Genomic DNA, 22,008 nt, shown 5'->3' with positions numbered 1-22,008 from the left:
GGCCGTACCCTGACCGTGTCCGGACGAGGACGAGGGGGAGCGGTGGCCGAGCTGACGTACCCGGAGGTCGGAGGCACCCGGCAGGGGACGCTGCCCGGTGGGTACCACCACCTGCGCCACCGGTTCGCGCTGCCGGCGGGCTGCTTCGAGGTCGCGGCCGAGGCGGTGCTGAGCTGGCGGCTGCACCGGGCCGCCGGGGTCCGGATGCGCACCGACGCGCCGCGGGCCACCGAGGGCGTGCTGGTGAGCGCGGGCCTGGGCCTCGGGCCGGTCCGCGTCTGGGGGCCCTGCCGGGTGATCTGGAGCGAGCACACGCCGCGGCTCGCCGGCTTCGGCTACGGCACCCTGCCCGGGCACCCGGAGCGGGGTGAGGAGGCGTTCGTGGTCGGCCGCGACGACACCGGCGCGGTCTGGTTCGAGGTACGCGCGTTCAGTCGCCCGGACCGCTGGTTCACGCGCGCCGGCGGCCCCGGCGTCCGGGCCGTGCAGCACGCGTACGCCTGGTGGCTGGGCCGGACCCTGCGCCGGCTCTGCGCCGGCCGCTGAGCGGCGTCGGTCAGAAGCGGGCGAACGAGCGGATCGGCGCGCGGGGGCCGAACTTCGGCGCCTGGATGCCGGCGGCCTCCAGCAGCAGACAGACCCGGCCCCGGTGACCCCGGAACGGCTCCAGCAGGGCCAGCATCCGGGCGTCGTCCCCCCGTGGCTCGCCGGCGAGGGCCCAGGCCACCGTGTTGGGTATGTGGTAGTCGCCGACGCTGACCGCGTCCGCGTCGCCGTAGGCGGTCCGGACCACCTCGGCGGCGGTCCACGGCCCGATACCGGCGACGGCGGTCAGCCGGCGGGTGGCCTCGGTCGCGTCGGCGCAGCGCTCCAACCGGTCGGCGATCGCGGCGACCCGGCGCAGCGTGTCGGCCCGGCGCTGCTCCACGCCGAACGGGTGGAACACCCAGTACGGGGTGGCGGCCACCGCGGCGGCCTCGGGCGGCAGCAGCAGCGGTTGCAGCGGGCCGGGCGCCGGTTCGCGGAAGTGCCGCACGGTCGCCGAGTACGCCCGGTACGCCTCCTTGCCGGTGACCTTCTGCTCGAAGACCGCGCGCAGCAGGCGGGGAAAGACCTGCCCGGTGGCGGGCATCCGCAGCCCGCGGTGCTCCCGGGCCAGCCGGGCGACCAGCGGGTGCGTCGCGGCCAGCTCGGCGAAGCCGGTCAGGTCGTCGCGGAGCCCGGCGATCGAGTCGGCCCGGGCCAGCACGTGCTCGGCGCCCGGCCCGTAGCCCTCGGCGACGAGTTCGCCGCCGGCCGGCCGCAGGGCCAGCGTGGCCGGCCCGTCCGGAGTGCGGGTGGCCCACCAGAAGGTGCCGGCGGCGACGCGGGCGCACGGGTCGTACGGGCTGAAGGTGAGCGCGCGGACCGACGCTGCCAGGCGGTAGCCGGCCGGCGGGTGCAGCACCCGGGTCGCGGCGGGCTCCATTGCGGTCACCAGGCCACTCTGCCAGGCGCGGAGGCGGCGCCGGAAGCCGGTATACCGGTGCGCGGCCGGATCCGGCAGCAGCGTGAAGACACCTTCGGTCCACCGTTGCGCCGCATTGGTGCCCACCGAACGGACAGAATTAAACGGGCTAAATAGTGCAAGACTGTTATATGTGACGATTGTCGGTAGGCGAGATATCGATCGTGTGGTTGTTTGATGACCAGTAGGTGAAGGTGCTGCTTCGGGCTCACCTGCGGCGGCCACACCCGTTCGGAACGGGCAGGCCAGAGCCCGGGGCTGGGTGGTAGTCGGGGATCCGCAGCGGTCGCAGCGTGCGCCTCAACCCTGCCCGGCTCGTCGCGCAGCGTCACGGGGGAGCTGTGGAGAGGCATGCGGTGATGGCTGCGCGAGTGGATGTCCGTTCAGAACGGCCTGCCGCATGATCGCCCTACGGATCTACCGCGCGTTGCCGCAGCCCCTCCGGCGTCGACTGGTCAACCTGCTTCCCGAGCACCGGCGGCTGGGGGTCGTACGCACCCTCTCCGGGCCACGCGGGGGCGGCACCGTCCACGCGCTGGGTGCTCGGGTGACGGTGCCCGACGGCGGCGTCCGTACCCGCGCCGAGGTGGTCGCCGCGGCCACGCCCTTGGAGCTGTGGCACCACAACCTGCGGGCCGTCACGAGCGCCCTGGAGTCGGCCGGGATCGACTACCACTGCCTGCGCAACGACGACTACCTCCGCAGCTCCGTCGCGGTTCTCGACGAGCACCGTGCCGCCGTCGGTCGGCTGGTGCGCTCGGCCCCCGCGCTGGAGGGCGCGCACGTCCGGGTCGTCGAGGTGCTGCCCGGTCGGGACCAGCCGGAGGCGGCGCCGGCCGAGGTCTTCCAGATCTGGTTCCCGGTGACCGACGCCCGGGCGGGTGTGGTCCTCGGCGCGCAGTTCGCCTGCGAGATCGAGTTCTGGACGCGACACCAGGACGTGGTCCGCGCGCCCCGGCACAACGCCGTGATCGACGAGGCGCCCGCCGAGGCGGAGCCGGTCCGGGTCGCCGCCGCGCTGCTCAGCCACTTCGTGCCCGAGGCCGACGACCACACGTACCGCACCCGACGTGATCTCACCGTTCGTGCACCGGACCGGGTGGGCTTTCCGATCGACGCCGTCTACACCTGGGTGGACGGTTCGGACCCGGAGTGGTTGCAGCGGAAGATGGCCGCACTCGGCACCCCCGACGGCCCGCTGCACGCGATCGCGGCGAACACGTCGCGCTACCACAACCGGGACGAGCTGCGGTATTCGATGCGCTCGCTGCACAGTTTCGCACCGTGGCTACGCCGGATCTTCCTGATCACCGACAGTCAGTTGCCCAGCTGGCTCGATCCGAGCCACCCGATGGTCACCGTCGTGTCGCACGCCGAACTCTTCGCCGACCTCGGCGGTCGGTCGTCGTTCAACTCCCACGCCATCGAGTCCCGGTTGCACCGCATCGACGGCCTGGCAGAGCACTTCCTCTACCTCAACGACGACGTCTTCCTGGGCCGGCCCCTGCTGCCGACGCACTTCTTCCACGCCAACGGGATCGCGAAGTTCTTCCTGTCACCGGCGCAGTTCGGGCTGGGCGAGGCGAAGCCGAGCGACCCGCCGGTGAAGGCCGCCGGCAAGAACAACCGCCGGCACATCCAGCGGCAGTTCGGTGTCACGATCACGCAGAAGATGAAGCACACGCCGTTCGCGCTCCGGCGCAGCATCATGCGGCAGATCGAGGTCACCCTGCAGGCGGACGTGACGGCCACCGCGCAGCACCGCTTCCGCCACCACGGCGACCTCTCGATCCCGTCGTCGCTGCACCAGTACTGGGCGTACCTGACCGCGCAGGCGGTGCCCGGCGACATCGAGTACGAGTACGCCGACCTCGGCCACCCCTCGACGCCCGCCCGCCTCACCGAGTTGCTCGCTCGTCGGCACCGTGATGTCTTCTGCCTCAACGACACCGACTCGGACCCGAACGCGTTCCAGGAACAGGAGAGCATGCTGGCCGACTTCCTGCCGCGCTACCTGCCGTTCCCGGCCCCGTTCGAGCTGCCCGACGACGTGATCGCCGAACGCCGGAAGCTCGGGGCCACCGAGCTGTGGCGACAGGCTCGCGGTGTGGAGCGGCGCGGCAGGCAGTTGGACGCGCCGACGACCCCCGCACTCAAGGTCGGCCGGCATGCGGACGCGCCCGTGGTGCACAAGCCCCGGGTCGGCCCCCGGTTGGACGCGCCCACCCTGCCCTCGGGCCGCATCGCAGCCGGCCGGACTGCCGAACACCAGGCGGAGGAGCACCGCCCGGGACCGGATCTTCCGCCGCGCTAGTGCCGACGCCGAGGCCGCCGTTCAGCGGGCCCGCTCGCGTAACCGGGCCCGCTTGTTCAGCGGGCCCGGTTATTCAGTGGGCCCGCTTGCTCAGCGGGCCCGGTTGCGGATGCTGCCCCGCTCGAACTGACTGGCCACGGGGAAGTAGCTCTCGAGGAAGGTCATGACGATCCGGGTCTGCTCCTCGGCGTCGAGATGGCCGTGGTGCGTGTCGTTGAGGCAGAACGAGTCGTAGCCCCGGGTGGTCATGATCTGGGTCAGCTGCGGGTGCTCCGACGGCTCGCCGGTGTTGACGTAGCTCATCCGGATGCTGCCCGGCACGGACCGCCCGGTGAGGTAGCCGACGTAGTGGTGCAGCGAGGACGCCACCGAGATGTCCGAGTGGGCCCGGAGCTGGGACGCGGCGGTGAGCTTCACGTCGTCCGCGAACTGCCGATCCAGCTCGTTGGCGACGCTGCGGCTCATCGCGTAGGGCGCGTGCAACAGGCCATGGGTCAGCGTACGGCCGAACGCGTTCCGGATCAGCTGGCGGTTGTTCTTGGCCGCGCTGAAGTTGAAGTCGTCCTCCGCCGTGACGTCGAGCATCGGAATCGGCGTCGGTGAGATGAAGAACTTCGACAGGCCGGTCGGATCGAAGAACAGCGTCGGCAGGATCGGGCGGCCCAGGAAGAAGTCGTCGTTGAAGTAGATGAAGTGCTCGGCGAGGCCGTCGATGTGGTGCAGCTGCGACTCGATGGCGTGTGAGTTGAACGTCGGCAGGGTGCCGCGTCCACCGAACAGCTCGCGGTGGTCCACGACGGCGACCCGGGGGTGATCGGTGTCGAGCCAGGTCGGGGTCTGCCCCGCCGTCACCACGTAGATGTTGCGGACCCACGGCGCGTACATGTCGATGGAGCGCAGCGAGTAGCGCAGCTCGTCGCGATCCCGGAACCGGGCCGACCCGTCCGCCGCTGCGAGCGGCTCCCGGCCCAGCTCCGCGAGGACCCGGTCCTTCGCCGCGCGCCACTGCGGATCGTCCCCGTCCACCCAGGTGTAGACGACGTCGATGGGAAAGTCCACATCGGACAAAAGTCGGTGGGTGAAGGGCTCGATGGTGGGATGCTGCCGACCCCGTACGGTCAGGGTGGCCGGTGTCATGGCCGCCACCGGGACGGTGGGGCCGAGTAGTGTGCTGCGGGTGGCGACCAGCGCCTCGCCATCCTTCGACGGGGTCCAGAACTCGACGTCACAGCCGAGCGCGGGGCCGTACCGGAGGGTCCGCGACGACGACACCACCGGTCGGAACAGCCGCAGGCCGACGGCCTCGGCGGCGCGGCTCTCGGTGGTCAGGCACGCGGCGGGGGTCACGGCCGTGACCTTGGCGCCGGTGGTGAGGGTCTCGGCGTAGAAGGGCGCGGCGGAGAACTCCTCCGCGAGGGCAGCGAGCGTCGCGTCGCGATGCTCCAGGTCGACCACCACGCGGTGTCGGACACCGTGGTCGCGCGCCACCCAGTAGGGGATGCCCTGTCTCCACAGGAGGTCGGTCACCGCTGTGAAGTTCGCGTGGGCGGCGTCGGCGGGCGTCATGTCGTCCCGGACGACGCTGAGGCGGCCGCCGGAGCGGACCAGCCCCGCGACGGTCTGCTGGATGCGCTCCTCGACGGCCGTCACGTCCAGCCCGCTCGTGACCTGAGCGGGACGGGGTGCGGCGGGAGCGAAGCCCGATCCGCCGGTGCGCCCGATCCACGCCGCGAGCCGGTCGGACCGCGTCTGTTCGCCCGCGGCACGCGCCGCGATCAGGTCCGCGAAGAGCTGCTCCCAACGGTGCATGATCGGGTCGATGCGGTAGTTCTCGGCGGCACGCAGGGCACCGGCGCCGAAGTCCTGCCGCAACCGCTCGTCCGCGATGAGCCTCATCATCGCGTCGGCCAGACCGTCGATGTCGCCCGAGCTGACCAGGAAACCATTCGCACCGTGGGTGATGATCTCGGCCGGACCGGTCTGGATGTCGTACGCCACCGCGGGCACGCCGGCGGCGAACGCCTCCAGCAGCACCAGCGGGAGCGCCTCACCGTCGCGCGAGGAGAGCAGCGCGACGCTGGTCTTCGACCACTCCTCGACCATCCGGTTGGTCGGCCCGAGCACCTGCACGCTGTCGCTCAGACCGAGGTCGGCGGCGAGGCTGCGCATCTCACCGAGCAGCGGGCCGTCGCCGAAGATCCGCAGCGTCCAGTCCGGGTACGTGTCGGCAACCGTTCGGAAGGCGCGGATGGCGTGGTCGATGCGCTTCTCCGGCACCATCCGACCCGCCACGCTCACCACCGGGTTGCGGAGGGTGGACCGGGGACGGAATCCGTCGGGGATGCTGTTCGGGATGACCTCGATCCGCGGGCAGGACGAGGCGAAGGTGTCGATGAACCAGTCCCGGGTGCGGTCCGTGAGCACCACCAGCGCGTCCAGCCGCGGGGCGAACTGGAACAGCGGCTCGCCGGTCCCGCCCCGCAACTGCGACGGCCGGTGCTCCTGGTGCACCGTCACCACGGACGGCGGCGCCAGCGTGGTGGCCATCGCCATCAGCGCCGGCGAGGAGGAGACGAGCACGTCGGTGTCGAGCGACCGCAGTGCCCGGTCGATCTCCAGGTCGGCCAGGCGGCTGCCCTGCTTCTCCCACCGGGCCGGCATCAACCGGCTGGGGCTGCGGTACAGCGCCGCGTACGCCTCGTCATCGACGTTCGTCGGCCGGGTCGGCCGCGGCGTCGGGCCGGTCAGGTCGACGAGGTACCGCATCCGTACCCGCTCGTCGGCCTGGAAGAAGCCCTCGTCGCTGGTGCGGTAGACGCTGATCACCTCGACCGTGTGGCGCCGCGAGAGGTGGTCGGCCTGGGTGAGGATGGCGCGCTCCGTGCCGCCCATCGCGTCAGCGGTCAGCAGGAGGAATGTGATCTTCAACTCGGTATCCCCGTGAAACGTGTGAAGCGGAGGCAAGCCACCGCCAAATTGCCGGCCGCCGTGTAGTACGGGCGGTAACCAACGAACTGTTCGCCGTCCAGCGGCAGGACGGCCCGGCTGACGCGCAGGACCGTGCGTGGGTCGGCGAGGTCGTGCAGGAATCGGCCGAGCCGGACCATGCGGGTCGCGGAGGTGCGCACCCACGCCTCCCAGATGACCTCCTCGCCCGGCCGGCCCGGCGCCAGTTCGGCGAGCGGTACGACGAACTCGAAGTCGTTTCCGACCGGCAGGATGGGCACCACCACGTCGGCGCCACCGCCCCGCGGCGTGAAGACCACCGCCGGAGCGTCCTGCGGCCGTACGCCGAGGAACCGGGCCCGGATCCGGGCCTCGGCGTGGCCGGTCGCGAGCTGGACCACCTCGGCCCGGGCGCGCGCGCCCGTGACGGTGAGCTGCGCGAGCCCGTTGCCGCTGCGCCCCGGCCGGTACAGCCATCCGGACACCGGGTGCGGCGGGTTGCCCACGGTCGGTCCGTCCCGCTCCGGGGTCTCGTCGAGAGTCAGGGAGAAGCGACGCTCACCTGCCGCGCCGGCGTCCACCGCGAGCCCCACCGACCAGGTGCCCTTGCCCAGCGCGATCTCGTCGGCGGAGGCACCGAGACGGGCCACCACCTCGACGGCGAGCCGACCGTCCTCCCGGCGGACCGTCGCCGGGCAGCGGAGCGTGTCGCCCTCGCGGACGAAGAAGATCTCGGCCCGCTCGGCCGGCTCGGTGTCGGCCGGCAGCACCGCGTGCACGTGCAGCGTGCGCCCGTCGAGCACGGCGAAGAAGTCGCAGTCGGCCGGTGGCAGCCCAGCGACCGGGTCGTGCCGCAGGCGGGTGACCCGCTCGACGAGCCGGTCGGTGACCAGGCCGGCGCGGCGGCGGGCACCGTACATCGCCTGCAACAGGCGGGGCTGCGCCAACGGTTTGGGCGCGTTCATCGGATCCACTCGGGTTCGTCGGTCCCCGTGTCGACCCGGCCCGGCGCGGAGGCCTGCTCGCGGGGGACAGCGGTGGTCTCCGGAAGGTACGCCGCCGCCCGCGCCGTCGCCGTCATCCTCGCCCGCTCTGCCTCGACCTCGGGCGGAAGCTCGAACGGCGCCCGGAACGGGAAGTACGCGGACAGGAAGTCGGTCAGCATGGCGAGCTGCTCGGACAGGAGGACCTCGCCCGAGTCGGTGTCGTTCAGGCAAAACACGTCACAGTGCCGGCGGGTCAGCAGGTTGGCCAGCTTCACCGGCGTGGACGGGTCGGCCAGGTCGGCGTACGTGTAGCGGATCGACCCGGGCACCGCGTGGCCGGAGAAGAACGACCAGTAGTGCTGCAACGAGGACGGGATGGACAGATCCTTCGGGTGCCGGAACTGATGCCCCGCGGTGCCCACCACCTCGGCCGGCAGGTGCCGCTCGATGTCCTCCAGCACACTCTTGCGCAGCGGGTACGGGACGTGCCGCATCTTCTGCGTGATGGTGCGCCCGAACCGTTCCTCGATGTGCCGGCGATTGTTCTTGCCGGCCGCGGTCACCGGAGCGTCGTGGACGGTCGCCGGGCCGACGTCCAACTGGGCCGGCGACGGGAAGAACTTCGAGATGCCGTTGGCGTGGAAGAACGTGGTCGGCAGCAGCGGGCGCCCGAAGAACATGTCGTCGTTGACGTAGATGAAGTGCTCGCTGAGGCCCGGGATGAGGTGCAGCCGGGACTCGATGGCGTGCGAGTTGAACGTCGGCAGTTGGCCGGTGGCACCGAAGATCTCGCGGTGGCGCACCACCCGCACCATCGGGTGCTCGACGTCCAGCCACGGCGGGACCTGGTCGTCGGTCACCAGGTAGATCTGTCGGACCCACGGCGCGAACGACAGCACGGAGCGCAGCGAGTACCGCAGCTCGTCGCGGCTGGCGTAGCGGGAGTCGTGTGCGCCGACCAGATTGATCTCGGCCTGCCCGTGCTCGCGCAGGGCCGCGTTCTTCCGTGTCTGCCAGTCGCTGTCGTCGCCGTCCACCCAGGTGTAGACGACGTCGATCGGGAAGGTGACGTGCTCGTGGCCGAGGCCGGCGAACTCGGCCCGGGTGCGGTAGGTGGCCGGCCCGCCGGCCGGGGCGAAGCGGCTGAGCTGGGACGCCGGGACGTGGATCGTCTCGCCCGACTCCGGAACGGCCGTCGCGACCTGGTTTCCGCGCGGCGCGACGAGGTCCGTCCCGGGCTTCTCCGGCGGCGACACCGTACGCCAGAACTCGACCTCGCAGGCGAAGGCGCTGCCGAGAACGGTGTGACCGAAGGGGTCGGTGACCGCGTGGAAGACCTGTGCGATCGCGTCGTGGTGGTCGGCGTCGACCTCGCGGCGGCCGGCGTCGATGAAACGCAGGGTGACCTCGTCGGTCGACGTGACCCGACCGAGCGCCCGGAGCACCGTCGCCCGGTGCGTGTGCGGCACGGCGATCGCGCTGCGCAGGTCGTCGGCGTGCCGGACGTGGAAACCGTCGACCCCGGCCTCGTCGAGCGCCCGGGTCACCAGGTCGATGTTGCGCTGCCGGAGCGTCAGCGGCGTCGCCTCCTCGACGACCCGGGCCTGCACCCGGTGGCCGTCGACGTCGCGGACCTGACGAACCTCACCGGGTGCGGTCCGGGAGCGCCGGGCGGTGACCTGGGTCAGCCGGCGGACGAGCCAGAGCTGCCGCTGGGGAGGCACGAGCTGGATGAGCCGGTCCCGGTACGCCTTCGGCACCACGCGGTGGGCACGCAGATTCATCCTCGACCACCGTTCCGAAGCGTCCGCGCGCCATTCGCGATCCGGCGGCGCGGGCGGGCCGGGCCACTCCGTTCCGACCGCGGAAGGGCGACGATCACCCTGCTTCCCACGCCTTGCCCCCGTTTCCTGTCGTCGACCGGTGAGCGGTCGACGACGTCCCATCGCCGGTGCGGGCATGCCACACCGGCGGCCGGCTCACCACACCGGTCGCGCAGCGGAAAGGTACCAGTGTGATCTCCGCCCGAACACCCTCTCCTCACCTCGGGGTAACTGTCCGTTCGGACTACATCCGGCAAATGGTGCGATCTGCGCTTCACGCTGTTCCGTCGGTGCCGGTCGCGAACCGTCACTGGCCGGACGAGCAGGCCCGCCCCGCATCGGTGACCTGGTAGATCCGCACGTGGCCCTCCCGGTGGACCAGGGTCAGCCGGTTGCTGTCGTCGAGCCGCTCCTGCTCGTAGTTCGCCGGCCAACCCTTGTAGTCGCGGCCGCCCACCACCAGGTACTCGATGGCGAACCGGCGTACCGTGCAGCCCTGGTCCTTCGGCGCCTTCTTGTTGTTGACCAGCCAGCTGAACGCCCGCCACCGGTCCGTGTAGTTCTCCCGGCCCACCTTCTCCAGGGGCGGGATGCCGAACAGGGTGGGCGTGCCGTAGTCGGCGTAGGACCAGCTCATGAACTGCCGGTGCCGGTCGTACGCGACCACCTTGCCCGGCGGGGTGTGCTCGGCCAGCCACTCGAAGGCCCGGGGGTACTCCTGCCCGACCGGCGCCCGCTGCACCATCGCCTTCCGCAGCGGACGCCAGGTGTCCGGCACCAGGGCGAGCGACGCCAAACTCAGCACCACGAGCGAGGCCGCGACGGCGGCGGGGGTGGCGGATCCGCGCAGCGCCCCGGCGCGGGCGACGAGCCGCACGAGCAGCCACTGGATTCCCAACCCGATGACCATCGCGCCGGCTACGGTGAGGATCCCGTAGACCGGGAAGATCATCGCACGGGGTCGTTCGCTGTCGCCGTACCAGAGGCTGGCCAGGGCCCGCGCGGCCGACGAACCCGACGCGACGGTCCAGATCCCGACGAGCGTGAACAGCACGCCGGCCAGCAGCCACGGGCGGGCCCAGCGCACCTGCGGCAGCACCAGCGACAGGGGAGACGCGAGCAGACAGGCGATGGCGATCCAGAGGCCAACCTGAACGGCCGGCCCGTAGATCTGGTCCTTGGAGGTGTCCGGCAACGGGTAGGCCCACAGCACGTAGCGTTGCGGATCGGTGACCCAGTACTCGATCGCCTTGCCCCACTGGCCGAGCAGGTCGGGCGGTTCGGTGATCCGCTCACCACCGGCGCCCAGGATGACGCCGAGCAGGGGCACGATCGAGACGAGGCCCGCGACGGCGGCCGCCCCGATGCCCGCCGCGCTGCGGCGCCACGTCAACGCACCCCTCGCCACCAGGAGTACACCGAGCGCGAGAGCACCGACGAAGAGGACGTCGTACGAGTGCGTCATCACGATGCCGGCGCCCCCCAGACCGGCCAGCAGGCCGAGCCGTATCGGGTGCGGGCCGCGCAGGGCGAGTGCGAGCAGCAGGGCGACCCCACCGGCGAGGCAGGGAGCGGTCTGCTCGTTGACCCGGCCGGTGATCAGCGAGGTCCACATCGGGCCCAGGAAGATCGGAGCGGTGGCGGCGGCGGCCGCGATCACCGGTCCCCCGCGGAGGATCCGGACGGCGGCGTAGATGCCGGCGACCAGGGCGAGCGGCCCGATGACGATCGCCCACGCGGTCATCGTCGTGCTCATCAACCCGCCGGACAGGTGGGTCGCCTGCGCCCAGGCGACGTTCTCCGCCAGCGGATAGAACTCGCACGAGGTGACCGTGTCGGTCGAACCCGAACTGCACGCCGAGGAGATGTCGACACTGTTGGTGTCGAGAATGCGTCTCGCCATGTAGCCGTGGTTCATCGCGTCCCAGCCGGGAGTGGCGACGAGTCGCCCCACCATCGCCCAGCCGTACGCCACGCTCAGCACCGACGGCACGGCGATGGCGATCAGGTCGGCGCGGCGCGGCAGGACGGGCCGCACCCGCAAGCGCGACGCCAGCGAGCGGCGTTGGTCGCCGTCCGTGTCGTCGGCGCCGCTCTCGGCGGTCGGCCGCTGGTTGTCGGCCGTGCGCCGGGACAGCAGCCGGGAGAGCGCGACCGCGGCGCCGGCCACGAGCAGCTCCACGACGAGCGTCGCCAGGGCGCTGTCCGGCAGCCCGAGCGTGGGCAGCCAGGCCATCGCCAGCGCGATCAGGCCGAGGGTCAGGGCGGGAGCGGCAGCCCAGGCGGCCCAGCGGTAGCGGCCGGGCGGAAGGGCGAAGCCGAGCAGCGCCCCAGGCACGACGGCCACGAGAAGGGCGATGAGTGTGGTCAAGATCTGTTCCCTCTCCCTGGTCGCCGCAGAGCCGCAGCGGCCGGAAGAGTACCGGAACAAAGGACGGTGGGGTGTACCCGTCCGGTGCCGAGCGGCGGCGTCGTTGTCGAAGCGGGTGACGCCGCGGAACCCGGACGTTGTTCAGCAACGACGGTGGCCGGCCGCGCCCTCCCCGGCTGCGACCGACCACCGCGCCCTGTGGCGCCCGGACTCAGTACGAGTAGCCGGAGCTGCCGGCGTCGTCCGACCCGCTGTCCGCCGGCGGTGCGACCGCCTTCGGCGTCGACGTGGGCAGGCAGCTGAGGTTCTTCTTGCCGTCCGGCTGGACCACGAACCAGGTGCCGCCCACGGCCTGGCCCTTCCACTGGCCGGGCTTCTTGTCGCCGATGTAGCGGTACACCGGCCAGCCGCCGACGGTGAGCTGGCGGGTGCCGTCCTGCCGGGTCACGCTGCCGACCTTGTCGTCCGAGACGCCGGTGAGCTGCGCGTCGCCGTCGGTCAGCGCCGGAGGCCACACCTGCGCGCACTTGTCCACGCAGTTCGACGCGGGCGGGTCGGCGGTGTCCTTGTCGAAGCGGTACAGGATCCAGCCGTCCTGATCGGTGACCACCTTGCCCATCCGGGCGACCTTCTTGCCGATCAACTGCGCGGTCAGTTCGACGTCCGCGGGCGGCGGCGCGTCGGCGGCGGCAGCCTCCGCGGACGCCGAGGCCTCGGGTTCAGCCGCCGCGGTGGGCTCGGCCGCGGCGACGGCGACCGGCTCGGCCGCGCTCGAGTTCGCCCCGTCGTAACCCGCGGGAGCGCAGGCCGTTAGTGCGACCATCGCGCTCGCGACGATGACGGTCCGCTTCATCTGTGCCACGTGCCCTCCTCATTCTTGGCAGTTCACCCATAGGTACGGCAGGAGCGCTGTCAAGGTTGAAGGAGTAACAGTGGTCAATTTCACGTGAATTGATTGAACCGACCCGGGCACCCGTGCGTGTGCCCGTACGCGGACCGGTGCCGACGCAACGACACATCGGCGCCGGCCATTGTCATAATGGCCGACGCCGATGCGGTACGCGAACCTACATGGGCACCGTGACCAGCGGGCTGGCCACCCCGTTGCCGTTCACCGACTGCACCTGGATCTGCTTGATGTCGTCGATCGGGGCCGACGTCGAAGCGCTCAACTCGAGGCCCTGCGGGCGGGCGTTGGTGCCGTAGCCGCCGGGCGGCACCGACCAGCTCGAGATGACCTCCGTGGTCGAATTCTTGCGCTGCACCACCAGTCGGCAGACGAGCGGGCCGGGCAGCCGCTGGAGGCTGAAGTTGACCCGGGTGCCGTAATCCTTGGTGACCAGGAACATCGTCGTCTGCACACCCGTGGTCGGGTCGGTGGCGTCGACCTGGTCGCCCTCCACCTCCTCGTTGCCGCCGACCCCCGGGCCGGAAGGCGGCCCGGTCGGGGCGCTCGTCGGCGGCTCGTTCCCCGGTGCGTTCAACGTCGGCTCGGCGAGCACCCCCGGCGGTTCGTTGTCGGTCACGCTGACGAAGCCGATCCCGGTCAGGCCACCGAAGACCACCACCGCCGCGGCGGTCGCGAGCAACTGGCGGAACCGGGTGCGCCGCCGGTCGGCGCGGACCGCCACCAGCGTCCGGTCCAGCAACGCCGGGTCGGTCGCGGTCTGCTCCAGCGCCATCATCGTCTCGCCGTCGATGTCGGACAGGAGCCCGACCACCGGCACCATCGTCTCCAACTCGGCCGCGCAGGCCCAGCAGGTGGCGAGATGCTCCTCGAACCGCTCGGTGTCCTGCTCGTCGAGGACGCCCAGCGCGTACGCGGCGACGTCCATGTGGTCTGGCCGGCTCATTCTGTCACCCCCCGCTCCTGCAGAGCCGTGCGAAGCGCGCGCAGCGCGTAGTAGACCCGCGACTTGGCGGTGCCGAGTGGAAGGCCCAACTCCTCGGCGGCCTCCGGCACCGTCCGCCCCCGGAAGTACGTCGAGATCAGGATCTCGCGGTGCGACTGACTCAGCGTACGCAGGGCGTCCGCCACGGTCATGGTGCGCAACACCCGGTCGGTGCTGTCCGCCTCGGCGAACGCGGTCAGGTCCCGGTCGTACGTCTCCGGAGGCCGGGCCTGCTCACTGCGGTGCTCATCGATGGCGATCCGGCGGGCCACGGTCACCAGCCACGGCCGCAACGAACCCTGCCCCTGCGTACCGAGGCGGTGCGCGTTGCGCCAGGCCCGCAGCAGCGTCTCCTGGACGATGTCCTCCGCGCGCTGCCGGTCCCCCCCGGTGAGCCGCATGACGAACATCAACAACGGGCCGGCGTGCTCGGCGTAGAGCAGCCGGATCAACTGGTCGGAATGGCTCGCCTCGGTTGACGTCGCCTGATGGCGCCCGGGCGCCGGTCGCGGCGTCACCGGACCATTCTGGCGAGAGGGCGGTCGTCCGTCGACCCCCCGGGCAGACGAGGTCGGCCGCGACGAGGACCGTGCGGACATCCAGTCCGCGCGAATCGCGTCGCCATGCCAACCGGCCGCCACCGCGTGCATGCAGACCTCCGGGTTGTCCGTTGACCAACGCCGCCCACCAGGTCGGCCGCCCGGTGGTACGCAGCGCCGCCCCGAGCGGATCAACAAACGGCGAAAAAAGTTCCGCGGCGCCGCTCGGCGGGCCGGTCAGCGGCGGACGGAGAACAGGCCCGGCGGCGGCGGGTCGGAGCCGGTGGCGTCGGCGTCCCGCACCACGGTCGAACCGCCGGCGAAGCGGTCCAACTCGTCGCCGGCCACCATCCGGCCGGGGAACCAGTCGCCGGCCGCCCGCCGGGCCAGCTCGGCCACCGGGGGCTCGGTCCGCCCGGCGACCAGGACGAGATTGCCGTACCGACGCCCGCGCAGCACGGCCGCGTCCCCCACCAGGCAGGCCCGGGGCAGCACCGCGCGGACCGTGGCGACCTGCCCACGGGCGTGCCGCAGCGGCGGGCCGTCGGCGAGGTTCGCCAGATACCAACCCGTGGGGCGGAGCACCCGGGCCACCTCGGTCGCGTACTCGACCGAGGTGAGATGCGCCGGGGTGCGCGCGCCGGCGAAGACGTCGGCCACCACCACGTCGAAGCTGGCGTCCCGGGTGGCGGCCAGCACGGCACGGGCGTCCTCGACCCGGACCCGCAGTCGGGCATCCGCCGGCCACGGCAACGCACGGCGGACCAGCTCCACGAGCCCCCCGTCCACCTCGGACACCCGCTGCGTGGAGCCGGGCCGGGTGGCGGAGACGTACCTCGGCAGGGTCAACGCCCCGCCGCCGAGGTGCAGCACCCGCAGCGGCGCGCCCGCCGGCGCGATCAGATCGATCGCCGCGGCCAGCCGCCGGACGTACTCGAACTCCAGGTGGGTCGGATCGGTCAGGTCGACGTGCGACTGCGGGGCGCCGTCCAACAGCAACGTCCACGAGCCGGGCCGGTCCGGATCCGGGAGCAGCTCGGCCTGCCCGGTGTCCACCTGCTCGACCACCCGGTCACCCGCCCGTTTGCGTCCCATCCCGACCAGTATCCGCGGTCAGCGGCCCGCTCGGGCCGCGGCCGTCAGCGCGCGGTGCAACAACCGCGAGTCGCCGAGCAGGGCCCGCAGCCGGCGTTCCAGGCCGGCGATCGGGATCAGGTTCTGCGGCGCGCGCGGATCCTTGTACGGGGTCGACGCGAACCGCGGCAGGGTGACCAGCGACAGGTCGGCCAGCTCGATCGCCGCCTCGACGGGCAGGTCAGCGGAGCACTCCACCCGGACGATCCCGGCCCACGGAGCGCCGACGGCCACCGGCAGCCGCAGATACCACGACCAGCCGCCCCACGCCGTGCCGAGCCGGAACACGGGCGAGCGTTCACCGGGCGCCAGGCCGGTCACCACGGCCGTCAGCCGAGCGTCCAGGTACTGGCTGTGCTGCGTCTTGATGTAACCGAGCGTGCGCGGCAACTGCCGCCGGCTGCGCAACGGGCCGTCCACCACCAGCAGGTCGCCGTCGACCCGGGCGGCGTCGGAGACCGCGACCTCCAGCGCCGTCAGCGGGCCCTGCACGGCGGCCGGCAGCTTGGCCAACTCGCCGGTGCCGCCCACCCGGTGCACCGGGTAGCGGATCGCCCCCGTCACCACGTCCTGCGCCGACGGACTCGCGGTGAACAGGCCCCGGCCGACCCGGGTGCCGGCCAACTGAGCCGCACCCCGGCCCAGGTCACAGCGGACCACACCCGCGGCGTACGAGGCGGCCAGCCCGGGAAACGACCCACCGTCGGCCTCGGCCGTCCAGATGCTCGCGTCGATCCGGCGCACCCCGTCGACCAACAGCACCACGTCCGGCGCCCGCACACCCGGCCGAACCCCGATCGCCCGCCAGTCCACGGCCGGCAGCTCCACGTCCGCGTCGACCTGCGCGCTGCTCGGCGCGGCCGGCCCGGCAGCGGACGCCTCGAACGACGCCCCGTACGCCGGATCCCACGAGTCGACGAAGAACGCGGCGTCAGTCACCGGCCGGTCCGTTCGACCCGCGCCGAGCGGGCATCCTTGCGCACCTCGAAACGGACCGGAATCCGTTCGGCCAGCGCCGACACGTGGGTGACCACGCCGACCATCCGGTCGCCCCGGGCGGCCAGGTTTTCCAGCGTCGCCGCAACCGTGTCCAAGGTGGCCGCGTCCAGCGTGCCGAAGCCCTCGTCCAGGACGATCGACTCCAGGCTCGCCGCGGTCGTCGACATCCCGGACAGCTGCTCGGAGAGCGCCAGCGCCAGCGCCAGCGACGCCTGGAACGTCTCGCCGCCGGACAGCGTGCGCACACCCCGGCGCAGCCCCGCATCGTGGTGGTCGACCACGAAGAACTCGCCCTTGTCGTGCACCAGCTCGTACTGCCCGCCGGAGAGCTCCCGCAGGATCCCCGACGCGCCGTCGACCAGCAGGTCCAACGCCTCGGCCAGCAGCCATCGTTCGAAGTTGTTGGCCCGCAGATGCCCGGCCAGCGCGCGGGCCACCTGAGCCTCCCGCTCGTGACCGGCGCGCTGCTCGCGTAGCGTCCCGGCCTGCTCGCGGCGCTCCCGCAGCCGACGCCGGTCGGCCTCGGCCCGCTCCACCGCCACGGTCGCGGCGTGCACCGGGTCGTCCGCGACCGGCACGTCAGCGGCGGCGAAGATGCCGGCGATGCTCCGCTGCACCGCGTCGGCCGCCGCCTCGGCCTCGGCGACCACGGCGGCCCGGCCAGCGCGGTCGGCGCGGCGGCGGTCCGCCTCGGTAGCCGCCCAGCCGGTCAGCGCCGCCCACGCGGCGGCGACGTCGTCCCGGTCGGTCGCGGGCGGGCCGAACCGCGCGAGCCCGTCGCGGGTGGTGTCGAAACCCCGCCAGGCCGCCCGCAGTCGCTCCTCGGCGGCGTCCACGCCGGCCCGGGCCTGACGGGCCGCGTCCCGGCCGGCCCGAACGGCGGTCGCCGCCTCCTCCAGCGCACGCCGCAGCCGGGCGTGCTCGGCCAGTTCCCGGCGCAACACGGCCGGCTCGGCCGCCCCGGAGAGCTGCCCTGCCAACTCGGCCAGCCGGGCGTCCAGCTGCTCCTGCCGGGCCCGCGCCTGCACCAGCAGCCGTTCCAGGTCGCGCGCCGCCGCGTCCCGCTGCTGCACGACCGCCTGCGCGGCCTTGGTGGCGGCCCGCGCCGCCTTGCCGGCCGCCGTGGCGGCGGCCACCGCCGAGTCGGCCGGCACCGCCGGCACCTCGGCCACCGGCTGCTCACAGACCGGGCACGCCGTGCCCGGATGCAGGTGCACCCGCAGGCTGACCGCCAGGTCGGTGGCCTTCGCCTCCTCGTGCGCCCGGAACGCCGCCTCCAGCTCGGCCTCGGCCCGCTCGGCGTCGGCGCGGGCGGCCGTCAGCGCCGCCACCGCCTCGGCGTGTTCGTCGTTCGCCGCGGTCACCGTCGCGCGGACCGTCTCGGCCTCGCCGATCAGCCGGTCCCGGTCGTCGTACGCCCGCAGCAACAGCCGCAGCGCGCTCTCGTCCCCGGCGCCGGCCAACTCGCCGCGCAGCTTCTCCTCCCGCTCCTCGGCCAGCGACACTCCCGCGGCCGCCGCCTCCGCGTCGGCCCGCGCCGCCGTCACGGCGAGGGCCACCTCGGCCACCCCGCCCGGCGCGCGCACCCCGGTCAGCACGGTCAGCTCGTCGTCGAGGGCGGTCAGCGCCGCGGCCGCCTCGCGCGCGGTGGCCCGGGCCGCCGCCAGCTCGGGCACGGCGGCGGTCACCGCGGCGGCCAGTTCGACCATCCGGTCGACCCGGGCGTCGGCCCCGGCCAGCGCCTCGTCGTCCACACCGGTCAGCCCGGCGAGCAGCTGGTCGACCGCGTCCAGGCGGGCCTCCGCCTGCGCCGCGCGTGCCGTCGCCCGCTTCTGCACGTCCTCGTAGACGCCGAGGCCGAGCAGGTTGACCAGGATCTGCTGCCGGGTGGCCGGCTTGGCGTGCAGGAAGTCGGCGAACTGCCCCTGCGGCAGCACCACACAGCTGGTGAACTGCTCGTACGGCAGCCCCACCGCCTCCAGCACCGCCTGCTCCATCTCGGCGGGGGTGCCGGCCACCACCTCGCCGAGGTCGTCCGGGCTCAGGCCGGTGTCCAGTTTGGTCACGTCGAAGCCGGCCGGCATCAGCTGCAACCCGGCGTTCGCGGTCTTGACGTTGCCCCGGCCGTCGCGGCGCACCACCCGGGTGGCCACGTACCGGGCCCCGCCGGACTCGAACACCAGCCGCACCCGGGCCTCGGTCGCCGACGGCGCGAGCGCGTTCGCCAGCCCCCGGGTGCCGCCCCAGCGGGGCACCGTGCCGTAGAGGGCGAAGCAGATGGCGTCCAGCACGGTGGACTTGCCCGAGCCGGTCGGGCCGATCAGGGCGAAGAAGTCGGCGTCGGTGAAGTCGACGGTGGTGTCGTCCCGGAAGACCGTGAACCCGGCCATGTCCAGCCGCATCGGACGCATCAGTGCTCGACCTCCTCGAAGAGCTCGTCGAAGAGCTCCCGGACGCCCTCGTCGGCGTGCCCCCGGCTGTCCAGGTAGTCGGCGAACAACTCACGGGGCGAGCGCCCCGAGCGTTGCGCGATGCGGGCGCCGCTGCCCGGCGCGGCGAGCAGCTCCGGGTCGATCCGGATCTCCAGGGCACGGGGGAGCAGCTCCTGGACCTCCTCGCGCAGGCCGGCACGGGGTTGCTCCCGCACGTACACCCGCAGCCAGGCGTCCGGCGCCTCGATCTCGGCGAGCTGCGCCAGGGTGCCCCGCACGGTGCGCAGCGCGCTCGCCGCGGTCACCGGCACCTCGCGGACCCGGGCGGCGGTGCCGGCGGTCACCTCGACCAGCGTCACCGAGGGGACGTTCTCCTGCTCGCCGAAGTCCACCGCGAGTGGACTGCCGCTGTAGCGCACCGGGCAGGGGCCGATGACCCGCTGCGCCCGGTGCAGGTGGCCCAGCGCCACATAGTGCGCGGTGGCCGGGAAGACGGTCGCCGGCACGGCGTAGCCGAGCACGGTGTGCGCGTCCCGCTCGCCGCCGCCGGTGGTCGCGCCGGTCACGGTCAGGTGCGCGGTGACCAGGTGGACCCGGTCCGGCTCGGTGAAGCCCTCGGTGAGTCGACCCAGCACCCGGCCCAGGTGGTCGGCGTACGTCTGGTTGGCCTCGGCGGCCGTCAGCTCGTACATCTCCAGCGCGCGCACCGCGTACCGCTGGGACAGGAACGGCAGCGCGGCCAGCTGCCACCGCTCTCCACCGGCGGTGGTGCCGTCGATCACGTGCTCGTTCGGATTTTCCCGTACCCCGCCGCGCAGCGTGATGCCGGCCGCCTCCGCCCACGGCCGCAGCGCGTCCAGTGCCGGGCCGTTGTCGTGGTTGCCGCCGATCGCGACCACGTCCGCGCCCGTGCGGCGCAACGCGGTCAGCGCCCGGGTGACCAGGCGGGTCGCCTCGGAGGTGGGCGCGGCCGTGTCGTAGAGGTCGCCGGCGACGATCACCAGATCCGGCTGCTCGGCCACGGCGATGTCGATCACCCCGGCCAGCACCGCCTTGTGTTCCTCGGCCCGGGACTGCCCCTTGAGCACCTTGCCGACGTGCCAGTCCGAGGTGTGCAGGATCTTCATGGCTGTGTCGGCCCCCTAGAACGGGATGTCGTCGTCGGTGCCGCCGCCGGAGCCCACCACGGCGAACGGGTCGGCGGACTGGGTGATCGAGCGCAGCGTCTCCGATGGTGCCCGGCCCGCCTCGGAGACCCGGGTGGCCCAGGCCGGGAACGGGAACTCCAGGCAGAGCGGCACCGGGATGTCGGGCTGGTTGACGAACATCGTGCCCGGCTTGGCCAGCAGCGCCCGTTGCCGCTGGGCCGGCGGGAGGAAGCCGTACTCGGGGCGGGACGCTTCGGCCGGATCGAGCCGGCCGACCACCCGGATCGCCGAGTTGGTGACGATCCGCCGCTCCACCTCGCTCGCCGTCTGCTGGGCGCCGATCAGGATCACGCCGAGCGAGCGGCCCCGCTCGGCGATGTCGAGCAGCACCTCCTTGATGGGGGAGGAGCCCTCGCGGGGCGCGTACTTGTTGAGCTCGTCGAGGACGACGAAGAGCAGCGGCTTGGCGGTGCCGGACTTCTCCTTCCGCTCGAACTCGCTCTTGAGCGTCACACCGACCACGAAGCGCTGGGCGCGGTCCGGAAGGTTGTGCAGGTCGACCACGGTGACCTGCGCCGACTCGCTGGTGTTGATCGAGTGGGGGCGGCGGGTGGCCAGGTCGCCACGGATCAGCCGGGCGAGGTCCTTCTTGCTGCCGATCAGCCGCCGGGCGAACGCGTTGACGGTGCCGAGGCCGACCGCGCTGCCGGCCCAGTCGGAGCGGGTCTCGTCGTCGTTGAGCTGGTCGACGATGTGGTCGACCAGGTCGCCGTAGGAGCCGAGGCGGACGCCGTCGATGCTCACCCCGCCGTCGGCGGGCTGCGCGTACCGGGCCAGGTGCGCGGCGACCGAGTGGACCACCATCGTGTACTGCTGGCGCTCGTCGTCGGCGTCGGCGAAGACGTACGGCAGCAGACGGTCGGCGCAGAACTCGCTCAGCGTCCAGTAGAAGGCGTCCACGCCGGTGAGCCGGCTGCTCACGTCCGGAGTGCCGGCCGCGTCGCCGACCCGGGGCGGGGCGTACACCCGCACGTCGGGGAACGCGCCGGCGCTCAACCCGAGCTTCGCGTACGCCGCCCGGGTGGGCTCGTCGAGGCGGGTGTTGGGATGGTCGAGGAAGAGCAGGTCCTCGCCCTTGACGTTGAAGATCAGCGCCTTGGCGTTGACCGCGTCGCCGCCCAGCACGCCGGAGCGGAAGACCGAGTAGAGCAGGAAGGTGGCGAAACTGGTCTTGGTGGCCACACCGGAGATGCCGGAGATGGAGACGTGCGCGCCCCGGCTGCCGTCGAGGAAGTCGGCGTTGAGGTAAACCGGCACCCCGTCCCGACCCATCCCCATCGGGATGCGCCGCTCCATCCGGTCGAAGTGCAGCGCCCGGGCGCGGGCGTCGCCCTCGGCCCGGTGCACCACCGCCCCTGGGGTCGGCGGCACGTAGAACTCCGGGTCGACCCGTGTGGTGGTCACCTCGGCCGCCTCCTGCACCTGCGCGGGCAGCGTGCCGTCGGCGATGGCGAACACGTCGGAGTCGAACTGGGCGCCCTCGTGCCGGGCCCGCACCTGGGTGACCACCCCGGCGATCGTCACCGGCTCCCGGTCCGGCAGCTCGCGCCGGGTGACCACCACGTCGTCGAGCTGGAGGTAGCTGCCGGGCGCCACGGCCGTCCAGAACTGCAGGGGGGTGGCGTCGGCGGTGCCCAGCACCCGGCCGACCGGCTCGCCCGGGCTGTCGAGGCCGGCGTCGGTCATCGGGCGACCCGGGTCGGTCGGGCATCACGGTCGGCGCGCATGACGTGCATCCTGCCCGAGGAGTACGACAGGTCGCCACGCGACGCGGCGGACGACACCATCGCCACCCACGGTCGCGCGCCGTGCGTGACCGTCGACGCACCCAGCGTCAGGGGTGTCGCGGGTCGGGGC

The 22,008-nt window shown here is 72.7% G+C and carries 15 protein-coding genes; 2 read left to right on the top strand and 13 right to left on the bottom strand.

All coding sequences use genetic code 11. The features are described from left to right. Positions 1 to 42 precede the first annotated feature (42 nt). Positions 43 to 546 carry a DUF1990 family protein gene (locus EAD89_RS24130; RefSeq protein ID WP_121677313.1) on the top strand — a complete coding sequence of 168 codons (504 nt, stop codon included), beginning with the start codon at positions 43 to 45 and terminating at the stop codon, positions 544 to 546. Positions 547 to 556: 10 nt separating this feature from the next. Here EAD89_RS24130 and EAD89_RS24125 read toward each other — a convergent pair whose 3' ends face one another. Further along, a complete protein-coding gene (locus tag EAD89_RS24125; RefSeq protein WP_121677324.1) occupies positions 557 to 1,477 on the bottom strand; it encodes a DNA-3-methyladenine glycosylase in 921 nt (306 codons plus the stop codon). A 430-nt stretch (positions 1,478 to 1,907) separates the two neighbouring features. Here EAD89_RS24125 and EAD89_RS24120 point away from each other — a divergent pair, with 430 nt between their 5' ends. Further along, positions 1,908 to 3,821 carry a stealth family protein gene (locus EAD89_RS24120; RefSeq protein WP_121677312.1) on the top strand — a complete coding sequence of 638 codons (1,914 nt, stop codon included), beginning with the start codon at positions 1,908 to 1,910 and terminating at the stop codon, positions 3,819 to 3,821. Between the two features lie 90 nt (positions 3,822 to 3,911). Here EAD89_RS24120 and EAD89_RS24115 read toward each other — a convergent pair whose 3' ends face one another. From EAD89_RS24115 to EAD89_RS24060, 12 genes are all read right to left on the bottom strand, one after another. Next, positions 3,912 to 6,749, bottom strand: coding sequence for a stealth conserved region 3 domain-containing protein (locus tag EAD89_RS24115; RefSeq protein ID WP_121677311.1), 2,838 nt, complete (start codon positions 6,747 to 6,749; stop codon positions 3,912 to 3,914). Then, positions 6,746 to 7,732: a hypothetical protein gene (locus tag EAD89_RS24110; RefSeq protein ID WP_147458862.1), complete on the bottom strand. Its 987-nt coding sequence runs from the start codon at positions 7,730 to 7,732 to the stop codon at positions 6,746 to 6,748. The genes EAD89_RS24115 and EAD89_RS24110 overlap by 4 nt, the downstream gene beginning before the upstream one ends. Beyond that, complete coding sequence (locus EAD89_RS24105; RefSeq protein ID WP_121677309.1) at positions 7,729 to 9,537, bottom strand: stealth family protein; 1,809 nt, start codon at positions 9,535 to 9,537, stop codon at positions 7,729 to 7,731. The genes EAD89_RS24110 and EAD89_RS24105 overlap by 4 nt, the downstream gene beginning before the upstream one ends. A 346-nt stretch (positions 9,538 to 9,883) precedes the next feature. Then, the gene (locus EAD89_RS24100) at positions 9,884 to 11,947 is read right to left on the bottom strand and encodes a DUF6541 family protein (protein WP_147458861.1); all 2,064 of its coding nucleotides are present in this window, start codon (positions 11,945 to 11,947) and stop codon (positions 9,884 to 9,886) included. Positions 11,948 to 12,158: 211 nt separating this feature from the next. Beyond that, on the bottom strand, positions 12,159 to 12,809 hold the full coding sequence (locus EAD89_RS24095) for a hypothetical protein (RefSeq protein WP_121654952.1): 651 nt from the start codon (positions 12,807 to 12,809) through the stop codon (positions 12,159 to 12,161). A 205-nt stretch (positions 12,810 to 13,014) separates the two neighbouring features. Beyond that, a complete protein-coding gene (locus EAD89_RS24090) occupies positions 13,015 to 13,800 on the bottom strand; it encodes an anti-sigma factor (RefSeq protein WP_121654951.1) in 786 nt (261 codons plus the stop codon). Then, a complete protein-coding gene (locus tag EAD89_RS24085; protein ID WP_121654950.1) occupies positions 13,797 to 14,489 on the bottom strand; it encodes a sigma-70 family RNA polymerase sigma factor in 693 nt (230 codons plus the stop codon). The genes EAD89_RS24090 and EAD89_RS24085 overlap by 4 nt, the downstream gene beginning before the upstream one ends. Before the next feature lie 126 nt (positions 14,490 to 14,615). Next, entirely contained in the window at positions 14,616 to 15,473 is an 858-nt protein-coding gene (locus EAD89_RS24080; RefSeq protein WP_121677307.1) for a spermidine synthase, read from the bottom strand. Between the two features lie 18 nt (positions 15,474 to 15,491). After that, positions 15,492 to 16,451, bottom strand: coding sequence for a hypothetical protein (locus tag EAD89_RS24075; RefSeq protein ID WP_121677306.1), 960 nt, complete (start codon positions 16,449 to 16,451; stop codon positions 15,492 to 15,494). Further along, the gene (locus EAD89_RS24070) at positions 16,448 to 18,922 is read right to left on the bottom strand and encodes an AAA family ATPase (protein ID WP_121677305.1); all 2,475 of its coding nucleotides are present in this window, start codon (positions 18,920 to 18,922) and stop codon (positions 16,448 to 16,450) included. The genes EAD89_RS24075 and EAD89_RS24070 overlap by 4 nt, the downstream gene beginning before the upstream one ends. After that, positions 18,922 to 20,070 carry an exonuclease SbcCD subunit D gene (locus EAD89_RS24065; protein ID WP_121652201.1) on the bottom strand — a complete coding sequence of 383 codons (1,149 nt, stop codon included), beginning with the start codon at positions 20,068 to 20,070 and terminating at the stop codon, positions 18,922 to 18,924. The genes EAD89_RS24070 and EAD89_RS24065 overlap by 1 nt, the downstream gene beginning before the upstream one ends. Before the next feature lie 15 nt (positions 20,071 to 20,085). Continuing rightward, positions 20,086 to 21,837 carry an ATP-binding protein gene (locus EAD89_RS24060; protein ID WP_121652200.1) on the bottom strand — a complete coding sequence of 584 codons (1,752 nt, stop codon included), beginning with the start codon at positions 21,835 to 21,837 and terminating at the stop codon, positions 20,086 to 20,088. Between the last annotated feature and the right edge of the window lie 171 nt (positions 21,838 to 22,008).

It is taken from the genome of Micromonospora sp. BL4 (assembly GCF_003667505.1).
GTDB lineage: Bacteria > Actinomycetota > Actinomycetes > Mycobacteriales > Micromonosporaceae > Micromonospora.
Note: the sequence above shows the minus strand (reverse complement) of the source record. Positions and strands in the feature narration are given on the sequence as shown.